Source organism: Achromobacter sp. 10T422 (assembly GCF_056394065.1).
Genome location: NZ_JBFTHD010000002.1, coordinates 595,363 through 617,727, shown reverse-complemented (window position 1 = coordinate 617,727; position 22,365 = coordinate 595,363). Strand labels below are relative to the sequence as shown.

Below are 22,365 nucleotides of genomic sequence, written 5' to 3'. Positions count from 1 at the left end.
ATCAGGCAAAAAAAAACCGACGGGCGATGCCGTCGGCTTTTCGGAAAAGCGTTGTAAGGCGCGCAGCATCATCCGCCGCGCCCCTTGCCCTGGATGTTTACCAGGACACGATCTTGCCCGGGTTCAGGATGTTGTTCGGATCAAACGCGTGCTTCAGGCTGCGCATCAAATCCAACGCGTCTTCGCCGTGCTCTTCCGCCATGAATTGCATCTTGTGCAAGCCCACGCCGTGTTCGCCCGTGCAGGTGCCGTCGGCGGCAATCGCGCGGCGCACCAGATTGTGGTTGATGGTTTCCGACTCTTCCCATTCCTGGGGATTGTCGGCGTCCAGCAGCATCAGCACGTGGAAGTTGCCGTCGCCCACGTGGCCAACGATGGTGTACGGGAAGCTGGCGCGGTCCAGTTCTTCGACCGTGTCGCGCACGCAATCCGCCAGGCGCGAGATCGGCACGCAGACGTCGGTGGTGCTGGCGCGGCAGCCGGGGCGCAGTTGCAGGCCGGCAAAGTAGGCGTTGTGACGCGCGGTCCACAGGCGGCTGCGGTCTTCGGGGCGTTCGGCCCATTCGAAGTCCATGCCGCCGTGTTCGGCGGTAATGGCTTGCACGGTTTCGGCCTGCTCTTGCACGCCGGCCGGGCTGCCGTGAAATTCGAACACCAGCAGCGGCGTCTCGCGCAGGGTCAGCTTGCTGTACTGGTTCACCGAACGCACGCTGGCCGCGTCCATGAACTCGACGCGCGCAATCGGCACGCCCATCTGGATGATTTCGATGACGCTTTGCACGGCGTCGTCCAGCGTGGGGAAGTTGCAGACCGCGGCCGACACGGCTTCGGGCTGCGGGTACAGGCGCACCGTCACTTCGGTGATGATGCCCAGCGTGCCTTCGCTGCCGATGAAGACGCGCGTCAGGTCGTAGCCCGCCGACGATTTACGCGCGCGCCCGGCGGTACGGACGATGCGGCCATCGGCGGTCACCACCGTCAGCGACATCACGTTTTCGCGCATGGTGCCGTAGCGCACGGCGTTCGTGCCCGATGCGCGCGTGGCGGCCATGCCGCCCAGGCTGGCGTCGGCGCCCGGATCAATCGGGAAGAACAAGCCGGTGCTACGAATTTCTTCATTGAGCTGCTTGCGCAACACGCCTGCCTGCACGGTGGCGGTCAGGTCTTCGGCGTTGATCGCCAAGACCTTGTTCATCTGCGACAAGTCCAGGCTGATGCCCCCCTGGATCGCCAGGATGTGGCCTTCCAGCGACGAGCCCGCGCCGTACGGAATCAACGGAACGCGATGCTCATTGCACAGCTTGGCGACCTCGGCGACTTCTTCGGTGGTGTGCGCGAAGACAACGGCGTCCGGCAGCATGGGCGGATACGGCGACTCGTCGCGGCCGTGGTGTTCACGCACGGCGGAGGACTCGGACAGGCGGTCGCCAAAGCGCGCGCGCAGGGCATCCAGACAGGCGGCCGGCACCGCGCGGCGCAACGTTTCAGCGTGCAAGGGAGCGTTCATGATCAGCGTGTTCTCGGGTTCGTTAACCGGAATATTCTACGCCGCAACGCATGCTGCACCGCAAACCGCCCCAGGCAGGCGGCTTGCGGTGTGTCTTGCCTTACTTGCCAGAGGTCAGCGCGACCCGGCGGCGTTCACGCACCGCATGCGCCAGGCGTTCCAGCACCGCCACCGACGCATCCCAATCAATGCAGCCATCGGTGATGCTTTGGCCGTACACCAACGGCTTGCCGGGCACCATGTCCTGGCGGCCGCCCAGCAGATGGCTTTCCACCATGACGCCCACCAGGCGCGCGTCGCCCGCTTCCATCTGGCGCGCCACGTCGTCGATCACGCGCGGCTGGTTTTCGGGGTCTTTGCTGCTGTTGGCGTGGCTGGCGTCAACCATGATGCGTTGCGCCAGACCGGCCTTGGACACGTCCTGGCAGGCCGCGTCGACACTGGCGGCGTCGTAGTTCGGCGTTTTTCCGCCGCGCAGGATGACGTGACAGTCTTCGTTGCCGGCCGTCGACACAATCGCCGAATGCCCGCCCTTGGTCACCGACAGGAAATGGTGCGGCTGCGACGCCGCCTTGATCGCGTCGACCGCGATCTTCACATTGCCATCCGTACCGTTCTTGAACCCCACCGGACACGACAGGCCGGAGGCCAGCTCACGATGCACCTGGCTTTCCGTCGTCCGAGCCCCGATCGCCCCCCAGGAGACCAGATCCGCGATGTATTGCGGCGTAATCATGTCCAAGAACTCGCAACCCGCCGGCAGCCCCAGGCTGTTGATATCCAGCAGCAGCTCACGAGCCACGCGCACGCCCTTATTGATATCGAAGCTGCCGTCCAGGTCGGGATCGTTGATCAGCCCCTTCCAACCGACGGTGGTGCGCGGCTTCTCGAAATACACGCGCATCACGATTTCCAGGTCGGCGCTCAGGCGGTCACGCACCGGCTTCAGACGCTTCGCATATTCGATGGCAGCCCGCGTGTCGTGGATCGAGCACGGCCCGATCACGACGATCATGCGGTCGTCCATGCCGTGCAGGATGCGGTGCATGCCTTGGCGAGCGGCGAAAACGGTATCAGACGCCTCTTTCGTGCACGCGAACTCGCGCATCACGTGCGCGGGCGGATTCAGTTCCTTGATTTCTCGAATACGAAGGTCGTCGGTATTGTGTGACACGGGACTGCTCCTGGGTTGCCCGCCAACGGGGTCCATCCCGATCGGTCTATTCCGATCCCGGCGGCACAAAAAAAGCCGCCAGTTCGCTGGCGGCTTTTTTGGGGGGGATTCTTTCCAAACTTCAGATTGAGCGCGTCCCTTCCTCCGCCAGCGGCTTCAGAAACTTATAAAAATAAAAGTAAAAGGCGGGGGACGCGAATTTCATGGGGATTGACTCTAGCACAAAACTTTTTGGCCGTCACATCGTTTTTTAAGGATGCGACGGCCTGAATTCACGCTCAGGCGGTGCCGCCCACGGTCAGGCCTTCCATGCGCACGGTCGGCATACCCACGCCCACCGGCACGCTCTGGCCGTCCTTGCCGCAAGTGCCCACACCCGAATCCAGCTGCAAGTCATTGCCGATCATGGTGACGCGGGTCATGGCGTCAGGGCCGTTGCCGATCAGGGTGGCGCCCTTGACGGGATAGGTCACCTTGCCGTCTTCGATCATGTAGGCCTCGGAGGCCGAGAACACGAACTTGCCGCTGGTGATGTCGACCTGGCCGCCGCCGAAATTCACCGCGTACAGGCCGCGCTTGACGGACGACACGATTTCTTCGGCTGGCTTGTCGCCGGCCAGCATGTAGGTGTTGGTCATGCGCGGCATCGGCAGATGCGCGAACGATTCGCGGCGGCCGTTGCCGGTGGCGGCGGTTTTCATCAGGCGCGCGTTCAACGTGTCTTGCATGTAGCCGCGCAGGATGCCGTCTTCGATCAACACATTGCGTTGCGTGGCGTTGCCTTCGTCGTCAATGTTCAGCGAGCCGCGGCGGTCAGGCAGCGTGCCGTCATCCACCACCGTCACGCCCTTGGACGCCACCCGCTCACCGATACGGCCCGAGAACACGCTGGAGCCCTTGCGGTTGAAGTCGCCTTCCAGCCCGTGGCCCACGGCCTCGTGCAGCAGGATGCCGGGCCAGCCCGAACCCAGCACCACCGTCATTTCACCGGCGGGTGCGGGGCGCGCTTCCAGGTTCACCATGGCTTCGTGCACGGCGCGTTCCACATAACCTTGCAGCATCTCGTCGGTGAAGTAGGCCAGACCCAGGCGGCCACCACCGCCAGCGTGACCCATTTCGCGGCGGCCGTTGCGCTCGGCGATCACGGTCAGCGACAGGCGCACCAGCGGGCGCACGTCGGCGGCCAAACGGCCATCGCTGCCGGCCACCAGCACCACATCGTATTCAGCGCCCAGGCCCGCCATGACTTGAATGATGTGCGGATCGCGGGCGCGCGCCATGCGTTCAATGCGTTCCAGCAGCGCAACCTTTTCAGGGGCGCTCAACGTGGCCACGGGATCAATGTCGGCATATAGGCTACGGCCCATTTCGGCTTCGACCTGCGCCGCCACCTTGACCTTGCCGGCGCCACGGCGCGCAATCCCGCGCACGGCATGCGCGGATGACAGCAACGCGTCTGCTGACAGCGAATCGGAATAGGCGAAGGCGGTTTTCTCGCCGCTCACCGCGCGCACGCCCACACCCTGGCTGATGGAAAAGCTGCCGGTTTTGACGATGCCCTCTTCCAGGCTCCACCCCTCGCTGCGCGTGTACTGGAAGTACAGGTCCGCGTAGTCGACCTTGTGGGTGAAGATTTCACCCAGTGCGCGCGCCATGTCGGCTTCGGTCAGACCCCAGGGGTCGAGCAGCAGCGATTTAGCGGTGGCAAGGGATGCAATGGCGGGATCAATGATTTTCATAGGCTCTATTCAGGGGGCATCGGCGCGGCACGGGTGCGCACATGCGTGGACGCTCAAGACCGTATCGTACCGCCGACCGGGGTCCGGCGTCCCGCTCAAGCGTCAAAAGAGACACACCTCGATGGCAGAGGCCAGCGGCATCCTCAAGGCACGCGCTGGACGGCGATTGGCGGCTGCGGAAAATGCCGTCGATTATTCACAGGTGAATCAGATGGGGACGCAATACTGAGTATCAAGTTAAGCAATTACGACCAAAGATTGTTCGATCACATAACAGTTTTTTGCACGTGATTTGCTTACACATCGCTTACAAAGCCGATTTCGCAATCTTGGCAGACAAGGGGCCCCGCGTCCTGCCAGGTCGTCATACAAGTGGTAAGAAAATGCAGCCCAAATTGCCTGAGCACCACTTTTTCCTCCATATCATTCTCATAAACCAAGAATGCCAAAATGCATGACGGCGGCGCCCATCAGTACAAGTAGGGGCAGTTAGGTCGTCTGACCTCGCTTCTGAAAACGCGTTCTCCTCGTAGACTTTAAATCAGAGCAACTTGCCCCCAAATCCGGTTCACGGCGCCTGCCCTCCTTCGATTCGCCCGCCGTATGAAACAAATATGCTCCGAAATGGGGCCTATGCACCGTCTTCGTCCGCCTTGTGAGCCGACGGCTGATTTGTTTCAATCCGTCCCAAATTTGGGAATATCCTTCCCAATACTTGTTCCAGAGGCATATCCGCGCGGCTAAAGGCTCTGCGTCTCTTTTGATACAAAGTAATTAGTCCGAAAATAGAGAAGTCAAGGCGTAACTTCTGTATTATGCGAAGCACAACAAATAAACATAACTTCGCCGGCGATTAAAGCAGTTCCATAATCAGGAATAAACCATGGCCCGAGAAACATACGCAGCACTGCAAGCAAAGATCGAGAAAGAAATCAACAAGCTTCAAAAGAAGGCAGAAGTCCTTCAAACGAAGCGCCGCAAGCCCGTGATCTCTTCCATCATTACCTCGATGCGTGAGTACGACATCACGCCCGAAGAAATCATCGCTGCCTATGGCGCCGGCAAGCCGGCTCGCGCGGCCACTGGCGGCCGACGCAAGGCTGGCGCGGCTGCCCGCCCCGCCACCGCCAAGCGCGCCGTAGCGCCGAAGTATCGCCACCCGCAAACTGGCGAAACCTGGAGCGGCCGCGGTAAAGCACCGCGCTGGCTCGCTGCTGAAGAAGCAACTGGCGCTACACGCGACAGTTTTCTCATCAAAGAATAAAAGCTATTCTGCAGTAAGAAATAAATCGGCGCACCAATTTGGTGCGCCGATTTTATTTATGAAACGTAGTCAGAAGGCAGTCAGACTTAGCGAAGCGGAAATTCAATCTCGCGTTCCGCTCCGTTATTTCCGGGAAAATTGTCAAATATTGCGCGCACCAGATAGGGCATTGTGCGCATGAAATCATCACCCTGGCTGAGTATGAAGGCGGTGGAACGATAAACCTCAGCCCCGCCCCGCTGGGTATCGCGGATCTTCAAGTTCAGCGTATTGCGCTGGACCGCCATGGGGACATCGACCCAATCCGGGCCCCAATAGCCGTAGCCCGGACCCCAAGGCCGCCCACCGTAGTAGCCGCCATAGCCATAACCGCCATAGAAGTACGGGTCATAGGGGCGGCGCACCATGATCTGGGTTTGGCTGGTGCCGTACGTGAACGACACATCAAAGCGGCCCTTCGCCCCGGGTTGGGCTTCGATCAGCCCGGTTGCGCCGATGCCGGCGCGGACCATATCCTGATAAGACTGGTATTCCAGATTATTGACCTGGTTAGGGTCGGACGCGACGAATTGATAGGTCTGACCTTCAACGCCGGTTGGCCATTGCTGGAAAGAAGTGACCCGAGCCGACACCGTAGGGGCTGCGCAGCCCGTCAATGTCAGCGCCCCCGCCACGGCCAATAATCCGGCCCAACGGCCAACTCTGAACATGGACATTCTGGACATATTGCGACTCCTGTAGCGCGCGACGGCGCCATCATACTGAGCTTTGACTGGGGCCACGGCAAAAAGTTTGCCGTAGTCCGCACGCCCCAGCCTAGCGCTCGCGACCACCTACTACAATAGACTCCTCGTTCAACCAGGACTGCAACTCCATGCGCACCGACACGCCCATTACCGTTTATCGCAAGGACTACCAGCCCTACCCCTACGACATTCCCGAAGTCGCTCTGGCCTTCGATCTGGCGCCCGACGCCACCGAAGTGCGCTGCACGATGCACGTGCAGCGCAAGTCCGGCGCCAGCGCCGACGCCGCTCTGATCCTGGATGGAGAAGACCTGGAACTCGTCTCGGTAGGCGTCAACGGCAAGGCGCTGGCCGCCGACGGCTATCACCTGTCGGATCACAGCCTGGCCATTTACGGCCTGCCCCAAGACGCCACCGTGGAAATCGTCAGCCGCTGCAAGCCGTCGGCCAACTCCACGTTGATGGGTTTGTACGTATCGGGTGGCAATTTCTTCACGCAATGCGAAGCCGAAGGCTTTCGCCGCATCACCTGGTTTGCCGACCGCCCCGACGTGATGTCGCGCTACCGCGTGACGCTGCGGGCTCAGCCGCAATACCCGGTGCTGCTGAGTAACGGCAACCTGATGGCGTCGCGCCAGTTGCCCGACGGCCGCAACGAGGTCGAATGGGAAGACCCGTTCCCCAAGCCCTGCTATCTGTTTGCGCTGGTTGCCGGCAACCTCACGCACCGCGAAACCACAGTCAAGACGGCCAGCGGCCGCGACGTGCTGCTGCAGGTATATAGCGACCCGGGCTCCGAAACCAAAACCGAATGGGCCTTGGATTCGCTGGTGCGCGCGCTGCGCTGGGACGAAACCCGCTTCGGCCTGGAGCTGGATCTGGACCGCTTCATGATCGTCGCCGTGCACGACTTCAATATGGGCGCGATGGAGAACAAGGGCCTGAACATCTTCAACGCCGCCTACGTGCTGGCGGACGCCGACAGCGCCACCGACGCCAACTACGAAGGCATCGAATCCGTTATCGGGCACGAATACTTCCACAACTGGACGGGCAACCGCGTCACCTGCCGCGACTGGTTCCAGCTGAGCCTGAAAGAAGGCCTGACCGTTTTCCGCGACCAGGAATTCAGCGCTGACATGATGGCGCATGGCATGGACGAGGCGGCAGCCGCCAGCGCTCGCGCCGTCAAGCGCATTGACGACGTGGTCGCCCTGCGCGCCGCTCAGTTCCCCGAAGACGCCGGCCCCATGGCTCACCCCATCCGGCCCGAGAGCTACCAGGAAATCGGCAACTTCTACACCGCTACCGTGTACGAGAAAGGCGCCGAAGTCATCCGCATGCAGCACACGCTGCTGGGCGAAGCCGGGTTCCGCGCCGGCATGGACGAGTATTTCCGCCGCCACGACGGCCAGGCTGTCACCTGCGACGACTTCGTTGCCGCCATGGAATCGGTCTACGTGCGCCAACACCCCGGCCGCGATTTGTCGGTGTTTCGCCGCTGGTATCGCCAGGCCGGCACGCCGCGCGTCACCGTCCGCCTGGACCATGACGCTGCCGCCCGCCGCTGCACAGTCACGCTGACGCAGGACTGCCAGCCGGTAGGCGTCGAAAGAAAAGCCGGCGCCGACTACGTCAAGGCGCCGTACCACATCCCGTTTGCCATTGGCCTGCTGGACAAAGACGGCCGCGCCCTGCCGCTGCGCCATGACGGCGCGGCCAAGGAAACCGCGCTGCTCGAGCTCACCACGCAAAGCCAGCAATGGGTGTTCGAAGACATTGCCGACCGCCCCGTGCCGTCGCTGCTGCGCGACTTCTCGGCCCCGGTCATCGTCGACTACGACTGGACCGACGAAGAGCTTGCGCTGCTGTCCGCCCATGACACCAACCCGTTCGCCCGCTGGGAAGCCGGCCAGGAATTGGCCACGCGCCAGATTCTGGCGCTGGCCGAAGCCCGCCAAGCCGGCCGCACGCTGCACGCCGACGCCGCCTTCATCGAGGCCTGGCGCGCCCTGCTGACCGACCCGGTGATTGACGCCGCCTACCGCGCCCGCGCGCTGGCGCTGCCGTCCGAGAAGACGCTGGCCGAGCGCATGCAAGCGGTGGACCCGCCTGCGCTGGCCGTTGCCCGCGACTTCCTGCGCGCCGAACTCGGACGCCAACTGGCCGCCGAATTCCGTCAGGCATTCGAGCAGAACCAGACGCCGGGTGAATACAGCCCCGCCCCCGTGCCGGCCGGCATGCGTGCGCTGAAGAACCTGGCGCTCGGCCACCTGATGGCCGCTGGCGAGCATGATGCCCAGCGCCTGGCTGAACAGCAGTACGACCGCGCGGGCAACATGACGGACAGCATGGCAGCGCTGTCGGCCCTGATCAATTACGGCCAAGGCGACTTCCCGCAGGAAGCGCTGGCCGCGTTCTACGACAAGTGGCGCGACAATCCGCTGGTGGTCGACAAGTGGTTCGCCCTGCAGGCCGCCGCCCGTTCAACCACCGTGCAAACGGCGCGCGAGCTGATGACGCACCCCGCGTTCACGTTGCGCAACCCGAACCGCGCCCGCGCGCTGATTTTCCAGTTCTGCCTGAACAATGCGCGCGGCATGCATCACCCGGACGGCTCCGGCTACACGTTCTGGGCCGAGCAGGTGCTGGCGCTGGACGCACTAAATCCGGAAATCGCAGCGCGCCTTGCCCGCGCGCTGGACAACTGGTCGCGTTTTGTTCCGGCGCTGCGCACGCCCATGCAGGCCGCCCTGCAACAGGTGCGCGCGCATGAAGGCCTGTCGCGCAACGTGCAGGAAATCGTATCCAAGGCATTAGAATTCGCAGCATAGGGAGACCTTTTTGAAACGTAAAACTCTGACTCAATACCTGGTGGAGCAACAACGCTCCGCCCAAGCCCTTGCACCGGAAGTGCGTCTGCTCATCGAAGTGGTCGCGCGCGCCTGCAAGGCCATCAGTCACGCTGTCAGCAAGGGCGCCTTGGGCGGCGTGCTGGGCAGCCTGGAAAGCGAAAACGTCCAGGGCGAAGTGCAGAAGAAGCTGGACGTGCTGTCCAACGAAATTCTGCTCGAAGCCAACGAATGGGGCGGCCACCTGGCGGCCATGGCGTCGGAAGAAATGGAAACCATCCATCTCATCCCGAACCGCTACCCCAAGGGCGAATACCTGCTGCTGTTTGATCCCCTGGACGGCTCGTCGAACATCGACGTGAACGTGTCCATCGGCACCATTTTCTCGGTGCTGCACGCCCCCCATAACGTGTCGGGCGCCCCCGTCTGCGAGCAGGACTTCCTGCAACCGGGCGACAAGCAGGTGGTGGCCGGCTATGCTGTCTACGGCCCGCAGACCATGCTGGTGCTGACCATCGGCAACGGCGTGGTGGGCTTCACGCTGGATCGCGAAATGGGTTCGTGGGTGTTGACGCACGAGAACATCCAGGTGCCGCAAGACACCAAGGAATTCGCCATCAACATGTCGAACATGCGCCACTGGGCCCCGCCCGTGAAGCGCTACATCGACGATTGCCTGGCTGGGTCGACCGGCCCCTTGGGCAAGGATTTCAACATGCGCTGGATCGCCTCGATGGTGGCGGACGTGCATCGCATCCTGACCCGCGGCGGCATCTTCATGTACCCCTGGGACGCCCGCGAACCCGGCAAGGCCGGCAAGCTGCGCCTGATGTACGAAGCCAACCCCATGAGCTTCCTGATCGAACAGGCAGGCGGCGCGTCGATCACCGGCACGCAGCGCATCATGGAAATCCAGCCCGACACGCTGCACCAGCGCGTGAGCGTGATCCTGGGTTCGAAGAACGAAGTCGAGCGCGTCGGCCGCTACCACGCGGAAGAAGCGGCGAAGTAATCGTCGCCCCATTGAAAAGCCCCTTGATTTCTCAAGGGGCTTTTTTTATTGCGCGGGTTGCGCAGCAGGGGTTACTTGACCTCTTCAATGGACTTTACGTCGTCCTTGTTGACTTGGACTTTCTTGCCGTCCTTGTCGTATTCATACATGCCGGACTTTTTATCGTACGACGGCGTGTCGGGCGTTACGGTCGAGCTTCCGTCCCGATTCTGAATGACCGAGGGCGACGAGCAGCCGGCCAGCACCCCAACTCCGGTCACCACCAGGGCCAACGTCATGGTCTTCAGGTTCATGGGCGTGTTCTCCAAGTGTGATTAGGTGGATTCACTGTATCGGTAATCCGGCCCCTAATCCGTGTCGGGTTGTGGTCAAAATGCATGAGAACGTAATCACGATGTCCCACATCGTAAAAAAACCCCACGCAGGACGGGCCTGAGTGGGGTTTTGCGCTTACAGAAACCGCAAGCGGTTACACGTTTCCGCCAGGCGGTTCACACCTTGGCGTTGGCMTCGATGAAACGGCGCACGGCGGCGACGCTGCATTCCATGACTTCCACGCGTTGCGGCAAGGATTCCAGATTCGCCAGATTGCCCGGCGGCGTGGCAGGACGGCCCAGCGCTTCTTCGATGGTCTCGGAGAACTTGGCCGGCAAGGCGGTTTCCAGAACCAGCATCGGCACGCCTGGCTCGACAAATTCGCGCGCAACCTTCACGCCGTCAGCCGTGTGCGGGTCAACCAGCACGCCGGTTTCTTCGTACACGGAACGAATGGTCGCCAGACGGTCTTCGTGCGAGCTCTGGCCCGACACGAAGCCGTAGCGCGATTCGAATTCCGGCAGCAGGTCGGACAGGTCGAACGAGCCATCCTTGGCCAGCGCGGTCCACAACGCCTTCACGCGGGCGGCGTCGCGGCCGACCAGATCGAACACGAAACGCTCGAAGTTCGACGCGCGCGAGATGTCCATGGACGGGCTGGACGTGGCGTAGGTTTGCTCGGCCGGACGCGGACGGTAGATACCCGTGCGGAAGAATTCTTCCAGCACGTTGTTCTCGTTCGTGGCCAGCACCAGGCGGCGCACGGGCAGACCCATGCTGCGCGCAATATGGCCCGACAGGATGTTGCCGAAGTTGCCCGAGGGCACGGCGAACGACACCTGCTGGCCCGGCTTGTCGGTGGCGCGCAGCCAGCCGTGGAAGTAGTACACCACCTGGGCTGCAATGCGCGCCCAGTTGATGGAGTTCACCGCGCCCAGGCGGTACTTCGTCTTGAATTCCAGATCGCCCGCCAAGGCCTTGACGATGTCCTGCGCTTCATCGAACACGCCATGCACGGCGATGTTGTGGATGTTTTCGTCTTGCAGCGAATACATCTGCGCGCGCTGGAAGGCGCTCATGCGGCCGTGCGGCGACAGCATGAACACGGCCACGCCCTGCTTGCCGCGCAAGGCGTATTCCGCGGCTGAGCCCGTGTCGCCCGAGGTTGCGCCCACGATGTTCAGCGTGGTGCCGCGCTTGGCCAGCACGTATTCAAAGACCTGGCCCAGGAACTGCATGGCCATGTCTTTGAAAGCCAGCGTCGGCCCTTCGGACAAGCCCAGCAGCGACAGGCCGCCRTCCAGCGGACGCAGCGGGACGATGTCTTCGCTGTTGAAGATTTCTTGCGTGTAGGCCGCGCGCGTCAGGCGGCGCAGGTCTTCCGCGGGAATGTCGGTGGCGAACAGCGACAACACTTCGAACGCCAAGTCCGCGTAGGACAGGCCGCGCCAGGATTCGAGCGTTTGCTCGGACACCTGCGGCAGCTGCTCCGGCATGGCCAGGCCGCCATCGGGCGCCAGGCCTTCCAGCAGGATGTCCGAGAATTCCAGGGCGTTCATGCCGCCACGGGTAGAGACGTATTTCATGTCAAGTTCTCCACGCGCAGTCGCGTGACCTTGGACCGCACGAACGGCAGGGACTCGATGCGCTCGATGGCTTGGTTGACGTTGCCTTCCACGGCTTCATGCGTCAGGAAGATGATGTCGGCGCCGCCGATGTGCGACGGCTGCTGAATCATCGACCCGATCGAGATGGAGCGGTCAGCCAGAATGCGGGCGATATCGGCCAGCACGCCGGGCTGATCATCCACGCGCAGGCGCAGGTAGTACGACGTGCTGACCAGTTCGATCGGCAGGATCGGGGTGTCAGACATGGCGTCCGGCTGGAACGCCAGATGCGGCACGCGGTTGCCCGGGTCGGCCGTGTGCAGGCGCGTCACGTCAACCAGGTCGGCAACCACGGCCGATGCGGTGGGCTCTTCGCCCGCGCCTTGGCCGTAGTACAGCGTGGGGCCGACGGCGTCGCCCTTGACCAGCACGGCGTTCATCGCGCCTTCCACGTTGGCCAGCAGGCGCTCGGACGGCACCAGCGCCGGGTGTACGCGCAGCTCGATGCCGTCGGGGCGGCGCTTGGTCACGCCCAGCAGCTTGATGCGATAGCCCAGACGTTCGGCGTGTTCGATATCTTCGGCGGCCAAATTCGAGATGCCTTCGATGTAGGCGCGGTCGAACTGCACCGGCACGCCGAAGGCCAGCGAGGCCAGCAAGGTCAGCTTGTGCGCGGCGTCCACGCCTTCCACGTCGAACGTCGGGTCGGCTTCGGCGTAGCCCAGGCGCTGGGCTTCGGCCAGCACGTCGGCAAACGGCAGGCCGCGCGAACGCATTTCGGACAGGATGAAGTTGGTGGTGCCGTTGATGATGCCGGCCACCCACTGGATGCGGTTGGCGGTCAGGCCTTCGCGGATCGCCTTGATGATTGGGATGCCGCCGGCAACCGCGGCTTCGAACGTGACCATGACGCCACGCTCGTAAGCGGCGGCGAAGATCTCGTTGCCGTGCTTGGCCAGCAGGGCCTTGTTGGCGGTGACGACATGCTTGCCGTTGGCGATGGCTTCCATCACCAGCTCCAGCGCCAGCGTGTCGCCGCCAATCAGCTCAACGACGATATCGATTTCGGGGTCGCGAACCAGCGCGTGCACGTCGGTGTCGACCAGGATCGAGTCGCCCACGCGGGCGCGCGCCTTGGCCACATCGCGCACAGCGGCGCGCGTGACTTCAATGCGGCGGCCAGCGCGGCGTGCAATTTCTTCCGCGTTGCGCGACAGCACGGTCCACGTGCCGCCGCCAACCACGCCGAGTCCGAGCAGGCCCACCTTCATGGGATTCATCGCGCTGCCCTCGGGGCCATGCGAGACGGGTGAGCGTAGGGGGGTATTCATTTCAGCAATCCGTCCTTGCGGAACATATCTTTGATGCCGCGCACCGCTTGGCGGGTGCGCTGCTCGTTTTCGATAAGAGCGAAGCGTACGTAGTCGTCGCCGTACTCGCCGAAGCCGATCCCGGGGGACACGGCTACTTTCGCATCCGACAGGACACGCTTGGCAAATTCCAAAGAGCCCATTGCCCGGTAGGGCTCGGGGATTTGCGCCCAGATATACATGGACGCCTTGGGAATTTCCACATTCCAACCTGCTTCGTGCAGACCGCGCACGAGCACGTCGCGGCGGCTTTGGTACTGGGCCACGATCTCGTTCACGCAATCTTGCGGGCCATCCAGCGCAGCGATGGACGCCACCTGGATCGGCGTGAAGGTACCGTAGTCGTGATAACTCTTGATGCGCGCAAGCGCGTTGACCAGCTCGCGGTTGCCGACCATATAGCCGACGCGCCAGCCCGCCATGTTGTAGCTCTTGCTCATCGTGAAGAACTCGACGGCGACATCGCGCGCGCCGGGCACCTGCATGATGGACGGGGCCACATAGCCGTCGAACGTGATGTCGGCGTAGGCCAGGTCATGCACGACAAGGATATCGTGTTCCTTGGCCAGCGCCACCACGCGTTCAAAGAATGACAGGTCCACGCATTGCGCGGTGGGGTTGCTGGGAAAGCCCAGCACCATCATCTTGGGCTTCGGGAAGGATTCGCGCACGGCGCGTTCCAGTTCCTCGAAGAAATCCACGCCCGGCGTCATGCGCACCGAACGGATGTTGGCGCCGGCGATGACAGCGCCGTAGATGTGAATGGGGTAGCTCGGGTTCGGCACCAGCACGGTGTCGCCGCGGTCCAGCGTGGCCAGCATCAAGTGGGCCAGGCCTTCCTTGGAGCCGATGGTGACAATGGCTTCGGAATCCGGGTCGAACTCTACCGCGTAACGGCGCTGATACCAGTCGCAGATCGCCTTGCGCAAACGCGGGATGCCCTTGGACACCGAGTAGCCGTGAGTGGTCGGACGCGAGGTCGCTTCCACCATCTTGTCGACAATGTGCTTGGGCGTTGCGCCATCCGGATTGCCCATGGACATGTCGATGATGTCCTMGCCCCGCCGACGCGCCGCCATCTTGAGCTCGCCGGTAATGTTGAAAACGTACGGAGGCAATCGCTCGATGCGAGAGAACTTCCTCATGGGGAATCCTTAGGGGTAAAACTCAAGGCTACACGCAGGGGTGACACGTAGGGGTGACAGGCAGGGATGACACGCAGGAATGACCCGCAGGGGCTGAACGCCGCGCCCGCACACGTTTGCAGCGCAACAAAACCCTGTAATCTAGCGCAACGACGCCTAGGCGGCAAATGGGGCGGAAAAACCCCCATTTCCCGAGTGGATACTGCGCAACATCAGGTCATCTTGATGCGCTATTATCAAGCCCATAAAGCCGGAGTTTTTATTGAAGCTGCATACCGATCCTGCGACGGCCGCTCTGAACACTGTCACCGCGTACGGTGAGGGTTATATCGAGGTCAACCAGGTACGTTTTTCCTCCTCGGTCGCTTTTGGCCCCGAAGGCGAAGTGTCCGAATGGCCCGTTGAGTCGCCGGCCGACATCACCTCTTCCCTGTTGCATCAGGCGGCCGGCTTAGTCGAGCCCGTCCGCGATCCCATGGCCTTTCTGGACGAACCGGAAGCCAGCCCCAGCCGCCCGGCCAATGCGCCCGAAGTGCTGCTGGTGGGCACGGGCGCCCGGCAACAGTTCCTGCGTCCTGAAGTGCTGCGTCCCCTGTTGACCATGGGCATCGGCGTCGAGATCATGGACACGCACGCCGCCTCTCGCACCTACAACATCCTGATGGCAGAGGGCCGACGCGTGGTCGTGGCCCTCATCCCCCCGAACGGAGAACCCCAGAAATGACGCCCAGTATCGGCAAGCCCGCCCCGATGTTCACCGCTGAAAGCACCATTGGTCCGATCAGCCTGGAACAATGCCAGGGCCGCGCCGTGATCCTGTATTTCTACCCCAAGGACAACACGCCTGGCTGCACCACCGAAAGCCAGGACTTCCGCGACCTGAACGCCGAATTTCTGGCGGCCAGCGCCGTGGTGATTGGAATCTCGCGCGACTCGCTGAAGTCGCATGAGAACTTCAAGGCCAAGTACGAACTTCCTTTCCCGCTCATCTCCGACGCCGACGAAACCGTGTGCAATCTGTTCGGCGTCATCAAGCAGAAGAATATGTACGGCAAGCAGGTGCGCGGTATTGAACGCAGCACCTTTTTGATCGACGCCTATGGCGTGCTGGTGCAGGAGTGGCGCGGGGTGAAGGTCCCGGGTCACGCCAAGGAAGTCCTGCAGGCCGCAAAAAGCATCGGTTAGCTGTACAGGAATACCCGTCAGGCGCTAAGCCGGCCCACCCTGGAGAGTGACGCATATGCCGCTTCCGAAGTTGCCCACCCGTCCCGCAGCCATCCTGACCTTCCCCTCGGGCGAAACCGCCCGGGCGCAGGCCCGCACCACCAAGACCGCCGCTGCGCGGTCCAACACCCAAGCCGTTCTTGCTGACGACGACGAGGACGAGCTTCTCGTCCAGCCCGAACTCGACGGCATGGCGTCTCCGGCCCGCAAGGCGCAGATTCCCGCGCCCGCGCGCCAGGTTCCACCCCCTGCTCCTGCTGCTGCTGCCCCCCGCACGGAAACGCGCCCGGCCAAGCCCGCCCCCGCCAAGCGCGCCAAGCCTCGTGCGCAGAACGAACCGCGCAAGCTGTTTGTTCTGGACACGAACGTGCTGCTGCACGATCCCAGCTCGCTGTTCCGGTTTGAAGAGCACGACATCTTCTTGCCGATGATGACGCTGGAAGAGCTCGACCACCAAAAGAAAGGCATGTCGGAAGTGGCGCGCAACGCGCGTCAGGTCAGCCGTTCGCTGGATGCGCTGGTGCAAGACACCACGCAGCTGGATGAAGGGCTGGAACTTGCCAAGCTGGGCAACAAGGACGCCACCGGCCGTCTGCTGTTCCAGACAACCGCCATCCACAGCACCCTGCCGTCCGATCTGCCCATGGGCAAGGCCGACAACCAGATCCTGGGCGTGGTGCGCGCTTTGCAGGAAAAGTACCCGCAGCGCGAGGTCGTGCTGGTGTCGAAAGACATCAACATGCGCCTGAAGGCGCGCGCGCTGGGTATGGCCGCGGAAGACTACTTCAACGACCACGTCCTGGAAGATTCCGACCTGATGTATTCGGGCGTGATGCAACTGCCCGAAGACTTCTGGAACAAGCACGGCAAGGATGTCGAATCCTGGCAGCAAGGCGGCACCACCTTCTACCGCATCCATGGCCCGCTGTGCTCGCAGTTTGTCGTCAACCAGTTCGTCTACTTTGAAGGCCAGATGCCGCTGTACGCGCAAGTGCGCGAAGTCAGCGGCAAGATGGCGGTGCTGGCGACCCTGCGCGACTACACCCACGGCAAGAACAATGTCTGGGGCATCACGGCGCGCAACCGCGAGCAGAACTTCGCCATGAACCTGCTGATGAACCCGGAGTGCGACTTCGTCTCGCTGCTGGGTCAGGCCGGTACCGGCAAGACGCTGCTGGCGCTGGCGGCGGGCATCACGCAGGTGCTGGAAACCAAGCGCTATACCGAGATCATCATGACCCGCGTCACGGTGCCTGTCGGTGAAGACATCGGTTTCCTGCCCGGCACGGAAGAAGAAAAGATGCTGCCCTGGATGGGCGCGCTGGAAGACAACCTGGATGTGCTCAACATGGGCGAAGGCGAAGGCAACGGGGACTGGGGCCGCGCCGCCACCATGGACCTGATTCGTTCGCGTATCAAGGTCAAGTCATTGAACTTCATGCGCGGCCGCACCTTCCTGAACAAGTACCTGATCATCGACGAAGCGCAGAACCTGACGCCCAAGCAGATGAAGACGCTGGTGACCCGCGCGGGCCCCGGCACCAAGGTGATCTGCCTGGGCAACGTCGCCCAGATCGATACGCCGTATCTGACCGAAGGCAGTTCGGGCCTGACGTTCGTCGTCGACCGCTTCAAGGGCTGGCCGCATTCGGGCCACGTCACCTTGCAGCGCGGCGAACGTTCGCGCCTGGCCGACTATGCGGGGGATGTGCTGTAAAGCACGGTTCTGCTTCGCATAAAAAAAGCCCCTTGATTGCTCAAGGGGCTTTTTCTTGCCTGAACACAACGACGCCGGGGATTACTTGTCGGCCGCGTTGGTGATGGCATTGCCGGCCCGGGACATATCCTTTCCCATGCCCGCAACGGTATTGCAACCGGCGAGCACAAATCCGAATACGACGAAGGCGGTCAGCACGATCTTGCCGCGCATGCTGTCAACTCCTGAACAAAATAGTGAAACGGGACTGTCTGGCGTCAGACGATCTGCACGCGCAGTTCGCCCAGGCCTTCGACACCACCCGTGATGACGTCACCCTGCACCACCGCGCCCACGCCTTCGGGGGTGCCGGTGAAGATGATGTCGCCCGGTTGCAGTTCGAACAGGCCCGACAGATAGGAAATGCTCTCCGGAATGTTCCACAGCATCTGCGAAATGTCGCTGGACTGCTTGCGCTGGCCGTTCACGTCGAGCCAGATCGCGCCCTTGTCGAGCGTGCCCACGACGCTGCGCGGGTGGATCGGGCCCATCGGCGCGGATTGATCGAACGCCTTGCCGATTTCCCAGGGGCGGCCCTGCTTCTTCATTTCGCCTTGCAGGTCGCGGCGGGTCATGTCCAGACCCAGCGCGTAGCCCCACACGCAGTCGTTGGCTTCTTCGACGGGAATGTCGCGGCCGCCCTTGCCCAGCACCACGACCAGTTCCATCTCGTAGTGCAGATTGGAGGTCTTGGGCGGATAGGCCATCTTGCCGGTTTCACCGTCGGCCATGCTCAGCACGGCGTCCGCCGGCTTGCAGAAAAAGAACGGATCTTCACGGCCGGTGAAGCCCATTTCCTTGGCGTGCTCGGCGTAGTTGCGGCCGACGCAGTACACGCGGCGCACCGGGAACAGCGCGGCGCTACCGGCAACAGGAGCCGCCACGGGCGGCTGGGGAGGCAATACGTAGTCCATGAGTGATCAACCTATGACAGATACGTGAAAAATCATCCGCGAGTTTATCCCTTTCCGGGAGGAACGCGCTGCGCTGTTTTGTTCAGGAAAACGTAGGGATATCCCCGTCAAAAACCACCAGGCGTTCGATGAAGTTTGCCATATAGGCCTTCATTTCCTGGTGCGCGGGCGAGACCTGGTAGCGGTCATGCGCCGGGCCGTCGGCAAAGGCCGCCACCACGGCATGGGTCAGCCCGTCGGCGCGGCTGGCCTGGTTGGGCCGGAACGCGTAGCCCGCCACCCCCTCGCATTCGGCAAGGATGCGGTCGCAATAACCTTGGACGCGCGCATGGAATTGGGCGTCGGCAGCCGCCGACAGTTGCAACATCACGACATGCAGAAACATCAGGACTCCTTTTTCACGCGGGTCGCGGCAAGCCAGGCACGCGACACCAACCCCATGATGCCGTCTCGAAACAGCAGCACGCACAAGACGAAGATCACGCCCTGGACAATCAGTACCCAGGAACCCAGCGGCGCCAGATAGTTCTGCAGCGACACAAAGGTGAATGCCCCCACCAGCGGGCCGAACACCGTGCCGATGCCCCCCAGCAGCGCCATCAGCACTACCTCGCCATTGGCGTGCCAGTGCACGTCCGTCAGCGAGGCCACGCCGAACACCAGCACCTTCAGCCCGCCCGCCAGACCCGCCACCGAGGCCGACAGCGTGAACGCCAGCAGCTTGTAGCGCGACGTTGAATACCCCAACGAGCGCGCGCGCTGCTCGTTATCGCGCACAGACCGGATCACTTCGCCAAAGGGAGAATTCAGCACGCGCAGCACGAAGGCGTAGCCCAGCGCAAAGACGGCCAGCGTGAAGTAGTACATCGGCATCACGCCTTCCAGGTCGATCAGGCCAAACAGCTTGCCGCGCGGCACGCTCTGCAAGCCGTCTTCGCCGCCCGTGAACCCAGCCTGCACGGCAATGAAGTAGACCAGCTGCGACAGCGCCAGCGTGATCATCGCGAAGTAGATGCCCTGGCGCCGGATGGCGATGGCGCCGAACAGCAGCCCCAGCAGTCCGCCCGTCAACACACCCGCCAACAGCCCCAGTTCGGGCGTGGCGCCCAGCAGCTTCATCACGATGCCCGTGGCGTAGGCGGCCGCGCCGAAGAACGCTGCATGGCCAAACGACAGCAGGCCCACATACCCCACCAGCAGGTTGAACGCCGCCGCAAAAAGCGCGAAGCACAGCACCTTCATCAGGAACGTCGGGTACACGAACCACGGCGCGGCCAACGCCACGACGGCCAGCACCGCCATGGCGATACGCATCGCGCGCCGGCTCAGTTGCACGGGCTCGCGCGTGGCTTCGGCGGCCAGCACGTTCTGCACTTGCAGGGGCTTGCCGAACAGGCCCGCCGGCTTGCACAGCAGCACCAGCACCATGATGATGAAGATCGCCAGATTCGCGGCCTCGGGATAGAAGACCTTGGTCAGGCCTTCGATGATGCCCAGCCCGAAGCCGCTGACGATGGCCCCCATGATGGAGCCCATGCCGCCGATCACAACCACCGCGAACACCACCACCACCAGGTTCGACCCCATCATCGGGCTGACCTGATAGATGGGCGCCGCGATCACGCCCGCCACCGAGGCCAGCGCCACGCCCAGCGCGTAGGTCAGCGTGATCAGCAGCGGCACGTTGATGCCGAAGGAACGCACGATGGTCGGGTTCTCGGTCGCCGCGCGCAGCATGGCGCCCACGCGCGTTTTCTCGATCAGGACCCACACCGCCAGGCACAGCACCAGCGACACCGCCACCGCCCAGCCGCGATACCAGGGCAGGAACATGAACCCCAGGTTCACGCCACCGCTCAGCGCCTTGGGGATGATGTACGGCAGGCCCGACACGCCATAGGCCTGCCGCAACGCGCCCTCGATCAACAAGGCGATGCCAAACGTCAGCAGCAAGCCGTACAGGTGATCCATGCGATACGTGCGCGAGATCAGCAAACGCTCGACCACCACCGCGAACACCGCCATGATCAGCGGCACCAGCACCAGGGCGGCCCAGTAGTTCACGCCCAGATAGTTCAGCAGCATCCAGGCAAGAAACGCGCCCGCCGTGTACTGCGCGCCATGGGCGAAGTTGATGATGTTCAACAGGCCGAAAATCACCGCCAGCCCGATCGAGAGCAAGGCGTAGAACGAACCGTTGATCAGGCCAAGCAGGAGCTGGCCGAACAGTGCCGTGGACGGCACACCGAAAATTTCGAACACAGGCCTTCTCCTCTCAGACGCCCAGACGGCGCGCGATGCGGGCAGGATCGCGGCGCGCCTCATCCGCCGACAACTGGTCGACCACGCAACCGTGCTCCATGACGTAATGGCGGTCCGCCACCTTGGTCGCGAAGCGGAAGTTCTGCTCGACCAGCACGATGGTGAACCCCCGCTCTTTGAGCGTGCGGATGGCCTGCCCGATCTGCTGCACGATGACCGGCGCCAGGCCTTCGGTGGGTTCGTCCAGCAAGATCAGTTGGGCGCCCGTGCGCAGGATGCGCGCAATCGCCAGCATCTGCTGTTCGCCGCCCGACAGGTTGCCACCCGAGCTGTCGCTGCGTTCGCGCAGGTTCGGAAACAGCGTGTAGATCTCGTCCAGCGACATGCCGCCTGCCGCCAGACGCGGCGGCAGCATCAGGTTTTCGGTCACGCTCAGGCTGCGGAACACCGCCCGTTCTTCGGGGCAATACACCACGCCCAGACGCGGGATACGATGCGGCGCCATGCCCACGGTTTCCTGTCCGTTCAGCCGGATCGAGCCGCGCCGTTTGTCCAGGATGCCCATGATGGCGCGCAGCGTCGTCGTCTTGCCCGCGCCGTTGCGGCCCAGGATGGTGACGAGTTCGCCCCGGTTCACATCAATGTCCACGCCATGCAGCACATGGGATTCGCCATACCAGGCGTTGAGGTCTTTGATTGCCAGCATCTCAGTGCGCCTCCTCGTCCGAGCCCATGTAGGCGGTGATGACGCGCTCATCGCGCGACACCGCGGCGTAGTCGCCTTGCGCCAGCACGGCGCCGCGCGCCAATACGGTGATGGTGTCGGACAGATCGGCCACAACGGACAGGTTGTGCTCCACCATCAGGATGCTGCGATTCACCGACACCCGCCGGATCAGCGCGGCGATACGGGCGACGTCTTCCTGCCCCAGGCCCGCCATGGGTTCATCCAGCAGCATGATTTCGGGTTCCAGCGCCAGCGTCATCGCAATTTCCAGCGCGCGCTTGCGCCCATACGGCAACAGCGCCGCCGTGGTGCTGGCCAGGTTCGCCAGGCCCACCGCGTCCAGCAGTTCCATGGCGCGATCGTTCAGGCGATCCACGCTGCGCCGGCTGCGCCAGAAGCGCAGCCCGTCGCCATGCTGGCGCATCAGCGCCACGCGCATGTTCTGCAGCACGGTCAGGCCCAGGAACACGGCCGAAATCTGGAACGAGCGGACGATGCCCAGCCGCGCGATCTCTTCCGGCGCCAACGCCGTGATGTCGCGTCCGCGGTAGTGAATGACGCCCGCGTCCGGCGTCAGAAATTTGGTCAGCAGATTGAAGCAGGTGGTTTTGCCCGCGCCATTGGGGCCAATCAGCGCATGGATAGAGCCTTCCTGCAGGGCAAGGGTCACGCCGTCGACGGCATTGAAGCCGCCGAACCGCTTGACCAGCCCCTGTGCGGATAAAACCGCTTGGGTGCTTGAGGTCATGGC

The 22,365-nt window shown here is 62.8% G+C and carries 20 protein-coding genes; 6 read left to right on the top strand and 14 right to left on the bottom strand.

Annotation, left to right across the window (positions count from 1 at the left end; all coding sequences use genetic code 11):
* Positions 1 to 97 precede the first annotated feature (97 nt).
* The 3 genes from AC1DB0_RS06955 to tldD all read right to left on the bottom strand — a co-directional run bounded on the left by AC1DB0_RS06955 (position 98) and on the right by tldD (position 4,420).
* Positions 98 to 1,507: an FAD-binding oxidoreductase gene (locus AC1DB0_RS06955; protein ID WP_342067558.1), complete on the bottom strand. Its 1,410-nt coding sequence runs from the start codon at positions 1,505 to 1,507 to the stop codon at positions 98 to 100.
* A 100-nt stretch (positions 1,508 to 1,607) separates the two neighbouring features.
* On the bottom strand, positions 1,608 to 2,717 hold the full coding sequence (gene aroG / locus AC1DB0_RS06950; protein WP_476758629.1) for a 3-deoxy-7-phosphoheptulonate synthase AroG: 1,110 nt from the start codon (positions 2,715 to 2,717) through the stop codon (positions 1,608 to 1,610).
* 242 nt (positions 2,718 to 2,959) lie between these two features.
* The gene (gene tldD / locus AC1DB0_RS06945; protein WP_175169731.1) at positions 2,960 to 4,420 is read right to left on the bottom strand and encodes a metalloprotease TldD; all 1,461 of its coding nucleotides are present in this window, start codon (positions 4,418 to 4,420) and stop codon (positions 2,960 to 2,962) included.
* 883 nt (positions 4,421 to 5,303) lie between these two features.
* Here tldD and AC1DB0_RS06940 point away from each other — a divergent pair.
* On the top strand, positions 5,304 to 5,684 hold the full coding sequence (locus AC1DB0_RS06940) for an H-NS histone family protein (RefSeq protein WP_054423454.1): 381 nt from the start codon (positions 5,304 to 5,306) through the stop codon (positions 5,682 to 5,684).
* 86 nt (positions 5,685 to 5,770) lie between these two features.
* On the opposite strand, the gene AC1DB0_RS06935 is transcribed toward AC1DB0_RS06940, so the two are convergent.
* Entirely contained in the window at positions 5,771 to 6,409 is a 639-nt protein-coding gene (locus AC1DB0_RS06935; RefSeq protein ID WP_054423455.1) for a DUF4136 domain-containing protein, read from the bottom strand.
* Between the two features lie 149 nt (positions 6,410 to 6,558).
* Between AC1DB0_RS06935 and pepN the strand changes: the two genes are divergently transcribed.
* Positions 6,559 to 9,264, top strand: a complete 2,706-nt coding sequence (gene pepN, locus AC1DB0_RS06930; RefSeq protein WP_441370709.1) for an aminopeptidase N — start codon at positions 6,559 to 6,561, stop codon at positions 9,262 to 9,264.
* Between the two features lie 10 nt (positions 9,265 to 9,274).
* Positions 9,275 to 10,294 carry a class 1 fructose-bisphosphatase gene (locus AC1DB0_RS06925; protein WP_054423457.1) on the top strand — a complete coding sequence of 340 codons (1,020 nt, stop codon included), beginning with the start codon at positions 9,275 to 9,277 and terminating at the stop codon, positions 10,292 to 10,294.
* A gap of 71 nt (positions 10,295 to 10,365) precedes the next feature.
* Here the strand turns inward: AC1DB0_RS06925 and AC1DB0_RS06920 are convergent, their stop codons facing one another.
* The 4 genes from AC1DB0_RS06920 to alaC form a co-directional block, all read right to left on the bottom strand.
* The gene (locus AC1DB0_RS06920; RefSeq protein WP_054423458.1) at positions 10,366 to 10,587 is read right to left on the bottom strand and encodes a YgdI/YgdR family lipoprotein; all 222 of its coding nucleotides are present in this window, start codon (positions 10,585 to 10,587) and stop codon (positions 10,366 to 10,368) included.
* Between the two features lie 198 nt (positions 10,588 to 10,785).
* Entirely contained in the window at positions 10,786 to 12,195 is a 1,410-nt protein-coding gene (thrC, locus tag AC1DB0_RS06915; RefSeq protein ID WP_476758628.1) for a threonine synthase, read from the bottom strand.
* On the bottom strand, positions 12,192 to 13,496 hold the full coding sequence (locus AC1DB0_RS06910) for a homoserine dehydrogenase (protein WP_054423463.1): 1,305 nt from the start codon (positions 13,494 to 13,496) through the stop codon (positions 12,192 to 12,194). Before AC1DB0_RS06910 ends, thrC begins: the two co-directional genes overlap by 4 nt.
* 47 nt (positions 13,497 to 13,543) lie before the next feature.
* The gene (gene alaC / locus AC1DB0_RS06905) at positions 13,544 to 14,731 is read right to left on the bottom strand and encodes an alanine transaminase (RefSeq protein WP_476758627.1); all 1,188 of its coding nucleotides are present in this window, start codon (positions 14,729 to 14,731) and stop codon (positions 13,544 to 13,546) included.
* A gap of 262 nt (positions 14,732 to 14,993) precedes the next feature.
* Between alaC and AC1DB0_RS06900 the strand changes: the two genes are divergently transcribed.
* Genes AC1DB0_RS06900 through AC1DB0_RS06890 form a run of 3 tightly spaced genes read left to right on the top strand, consistent with a single transcriptional unit; the run spans position 14,994 to position 17,672 of the window.
* Entirely contained in the window at positions 14,994 to 15,455 is a 462-nt protein-coding gene (locus AC1DB0_RS06900) for an Mth938-like domain-containing protein (protein WP_054423467.1), read from the top strand.
* Entirely contained in the window at positions 15,452 to 15,916 is a 465-nt protein-coding gene (locus tag AC1DB0_RS06895; RefSeq protein WP_054423469.1) for a peroxiredoxin, read from the top strand. The genes AC1DB0_RS06900 and AC1DB0_RS06895 overlap by 4 nt, the downstream gene beginning before the upstream one ends.
* Before the next feature lie 55 nt (positions 15,917 to 15,971).
* A complete protein-coding gene (locus AC1DB0_RS06890; RefSeq protein ID WP_054423471.1) occupies positions 15,972 to 17,672 on the top strand; it encodes a PhoH family protein in 1,701 nt (566 codons plus the stop codon).
* Positions 17,673 to 17,753: 81 nt separating this feature from the next.
* Here AC1DB0_RS06890 and AC1DB0_RS06885 read toward each other — a convergent pair whose 3' ends face one another.
* From AC1DB0_RS06885 to AC1DB0_RS06860, 6 genes are all read right to left on the bottom strand, one after another.
* Positions 17,754 to 17,885 (bottom strand): entericidin A/B family lipoprotein, encoded by a 132-nt coding sequence (locus tag AC1DB0_RS06885; protein ID WP_008164311.1) that lies wholly within the window; start codon positions 17,883 to 17,885, stop codon positions 17,754 to 17,756.
* Positions 17,886 to 17,929: 44 nt separating this feature from the next.
* Positions 17,930 to 18,625, bottom strand: a complete 696-nt coding sequence (locus AC1DB0_RS06880) for a fumarylacetoacetate hydrolase family protein (RefSeq protein WP_476757624.1) — start codon at positions 18,623 to 18,625, stop codon at positions 17,930 to 17,932.
* A gap of 82 nt (positions 18,626 to 18,707) precedes the next feature.
* Entirely contained in the window at positions 18,708 to 19,010 is a 303-nt protein-coding gene (locus AC1DB0_RS06875; RefSeq protein ID WP_175169727.1) for a Dabb family protein, read from the bottom strand.
* Entirely contained in the window at positions 19,010 to 20,887 is a 1,878-nt protein-coding gene (locus AC1DB0_RS06870) for an ABC transporter permease (RefSeq protein ID WP_054423476.1), read from the bottom strand. Before AC1DB0_RS06870 ends, AC1DB0_RS06875 begins: the two co-directional genes overlap by 1 nt.
* A gap of 13 nt (positions 20,888 to 20,900) precedes the next feature.
* Positions 20,901 to 21,593: an ABC transporter ATP-binding protein gene (locus AC1DB0_RS06865; protein WP_054423479.1), complete on the bottom strand. Its 693-nt coding sequence runs from the start codon at positions 21,591 to 21,593 to the stop codon at positions 20,901 to 20,903.
* Position 21,594: 1 nt separating this feature from the next.
* A complete protein-coding gene (locus AC1DB0_RS06860; RefSeq protein ID WP_342067497.1) occupies positions 21,595 to 22,362 on the bottom strand; it encodes an ABC transporter ATP-binding protein in 768 nt (255 codons plus the stop codon).
* Positions 22,363 to 22,365: the final 3 nt, after the last annotated feature.

Coding starts and splice junctions, on each gene's coding strand:
- AC1DB0_RS06875 (WP_175169727.1), bottom strand. CDS start 19,010: ATGTTTCTGCATGTCGTGATGTTGCAACTGTCGGCGGCTGCCGACGCC.
- AC1DB0_RS06885 (WP_008164311.1), bottom strand. CDS start 17,885: ATGCGCGGCAAGATCGTGCTGACCGCCTTCGTCGTATTCGGATTTGTG.
- AC1DB0_RS06935 (WP_054423455.1), bottom strand. CDS start 6,409: ATGTCCAGAATGTCCATGTTCAGAGTTGGCCGTTGGGCCGGATTATTG.
- AC1DB0_RS06910 (WP_054423463.1), bottom strand. CDS start 13,496: ATGAATCCCATGAAGGTGGGCCTGCTCGGACTCGGCGTGGTTGGCGGC.
- AC1DB0_RS06895 (WP_054423469.1), top strand. CDS start 15,452: ATGACGCCCAGTATCGGCAAGCCCGCCCCGATGTTCACCGCTGAAAGC.
- AC1DB0_RS06860 (WP_342067497.1), bottom strand. CDS start 22,362: ATGACCTCAAGCACCCAAGCGGTTTTATCCGCACAGGGGCTGGTCAAG.
- pepN (WP_441370709.1), top strand. CDS start 6,559: ATGCGCACCGACACGCCCATTACCGTTTATCGCAAGGACTACCAGCCC.
- AC1DB0_RS06865 (WP_054423479.1), bottom strand. CDS start 21,593: ATGCTGGCAATCAAAGACCTCAACGCCTGGTATGGCGAATCCCATGTG.
- AC1DB0_RS06955 (WP_342067558.1), bottom strand. CDS start 1,507: ATGAACGCTCCCTTGCACGCTGAAACGTTGCGCCGCGCGGTGCCGGCC.
- aroG (WP_476758629.1), bottom strand. CDS start 2,717: ATGGACCCCGTTGGCGGGCAACCCAGGAGCAGTCCCGTGTCACACAAT.
- AC1DB0_RS06940 (WP_054423454.1), top strand. CDS start 5,304: ATGGCCCGAGAAACATACGCAGCACTGCAAGCAAAGATCGAGAAAGAA.
- AC1DB0_RS06890 (WP_054423471.1), top strand. CDS start 15,972: ATGCCGCTTCCGAAGTTGCCCACCCGTCCCGCAGCCATCCTGACCTTC.
- AC1DB0_RS06880 (WP_476757624.1), bottom strand. CDS start 18,625: ATGGACTACGTATTGCCTCCCCAGCCGCCCGTGGCGGCTCCTGTTGCC.
- tldD (WP_175169731.1), bottom strand. CDS start 4,420: ATGAAAATCATTGATCCCGCCATTGCATCCCTTGCCACCGCTAAATCG.
- AC1DB0_RS06920 (WP_054423458.1), bottom strand. CDS start 10,587: ATGAACCTGAAGACCATGACGTTGGCCCTGGTGGTGACCGGAGTTGGG.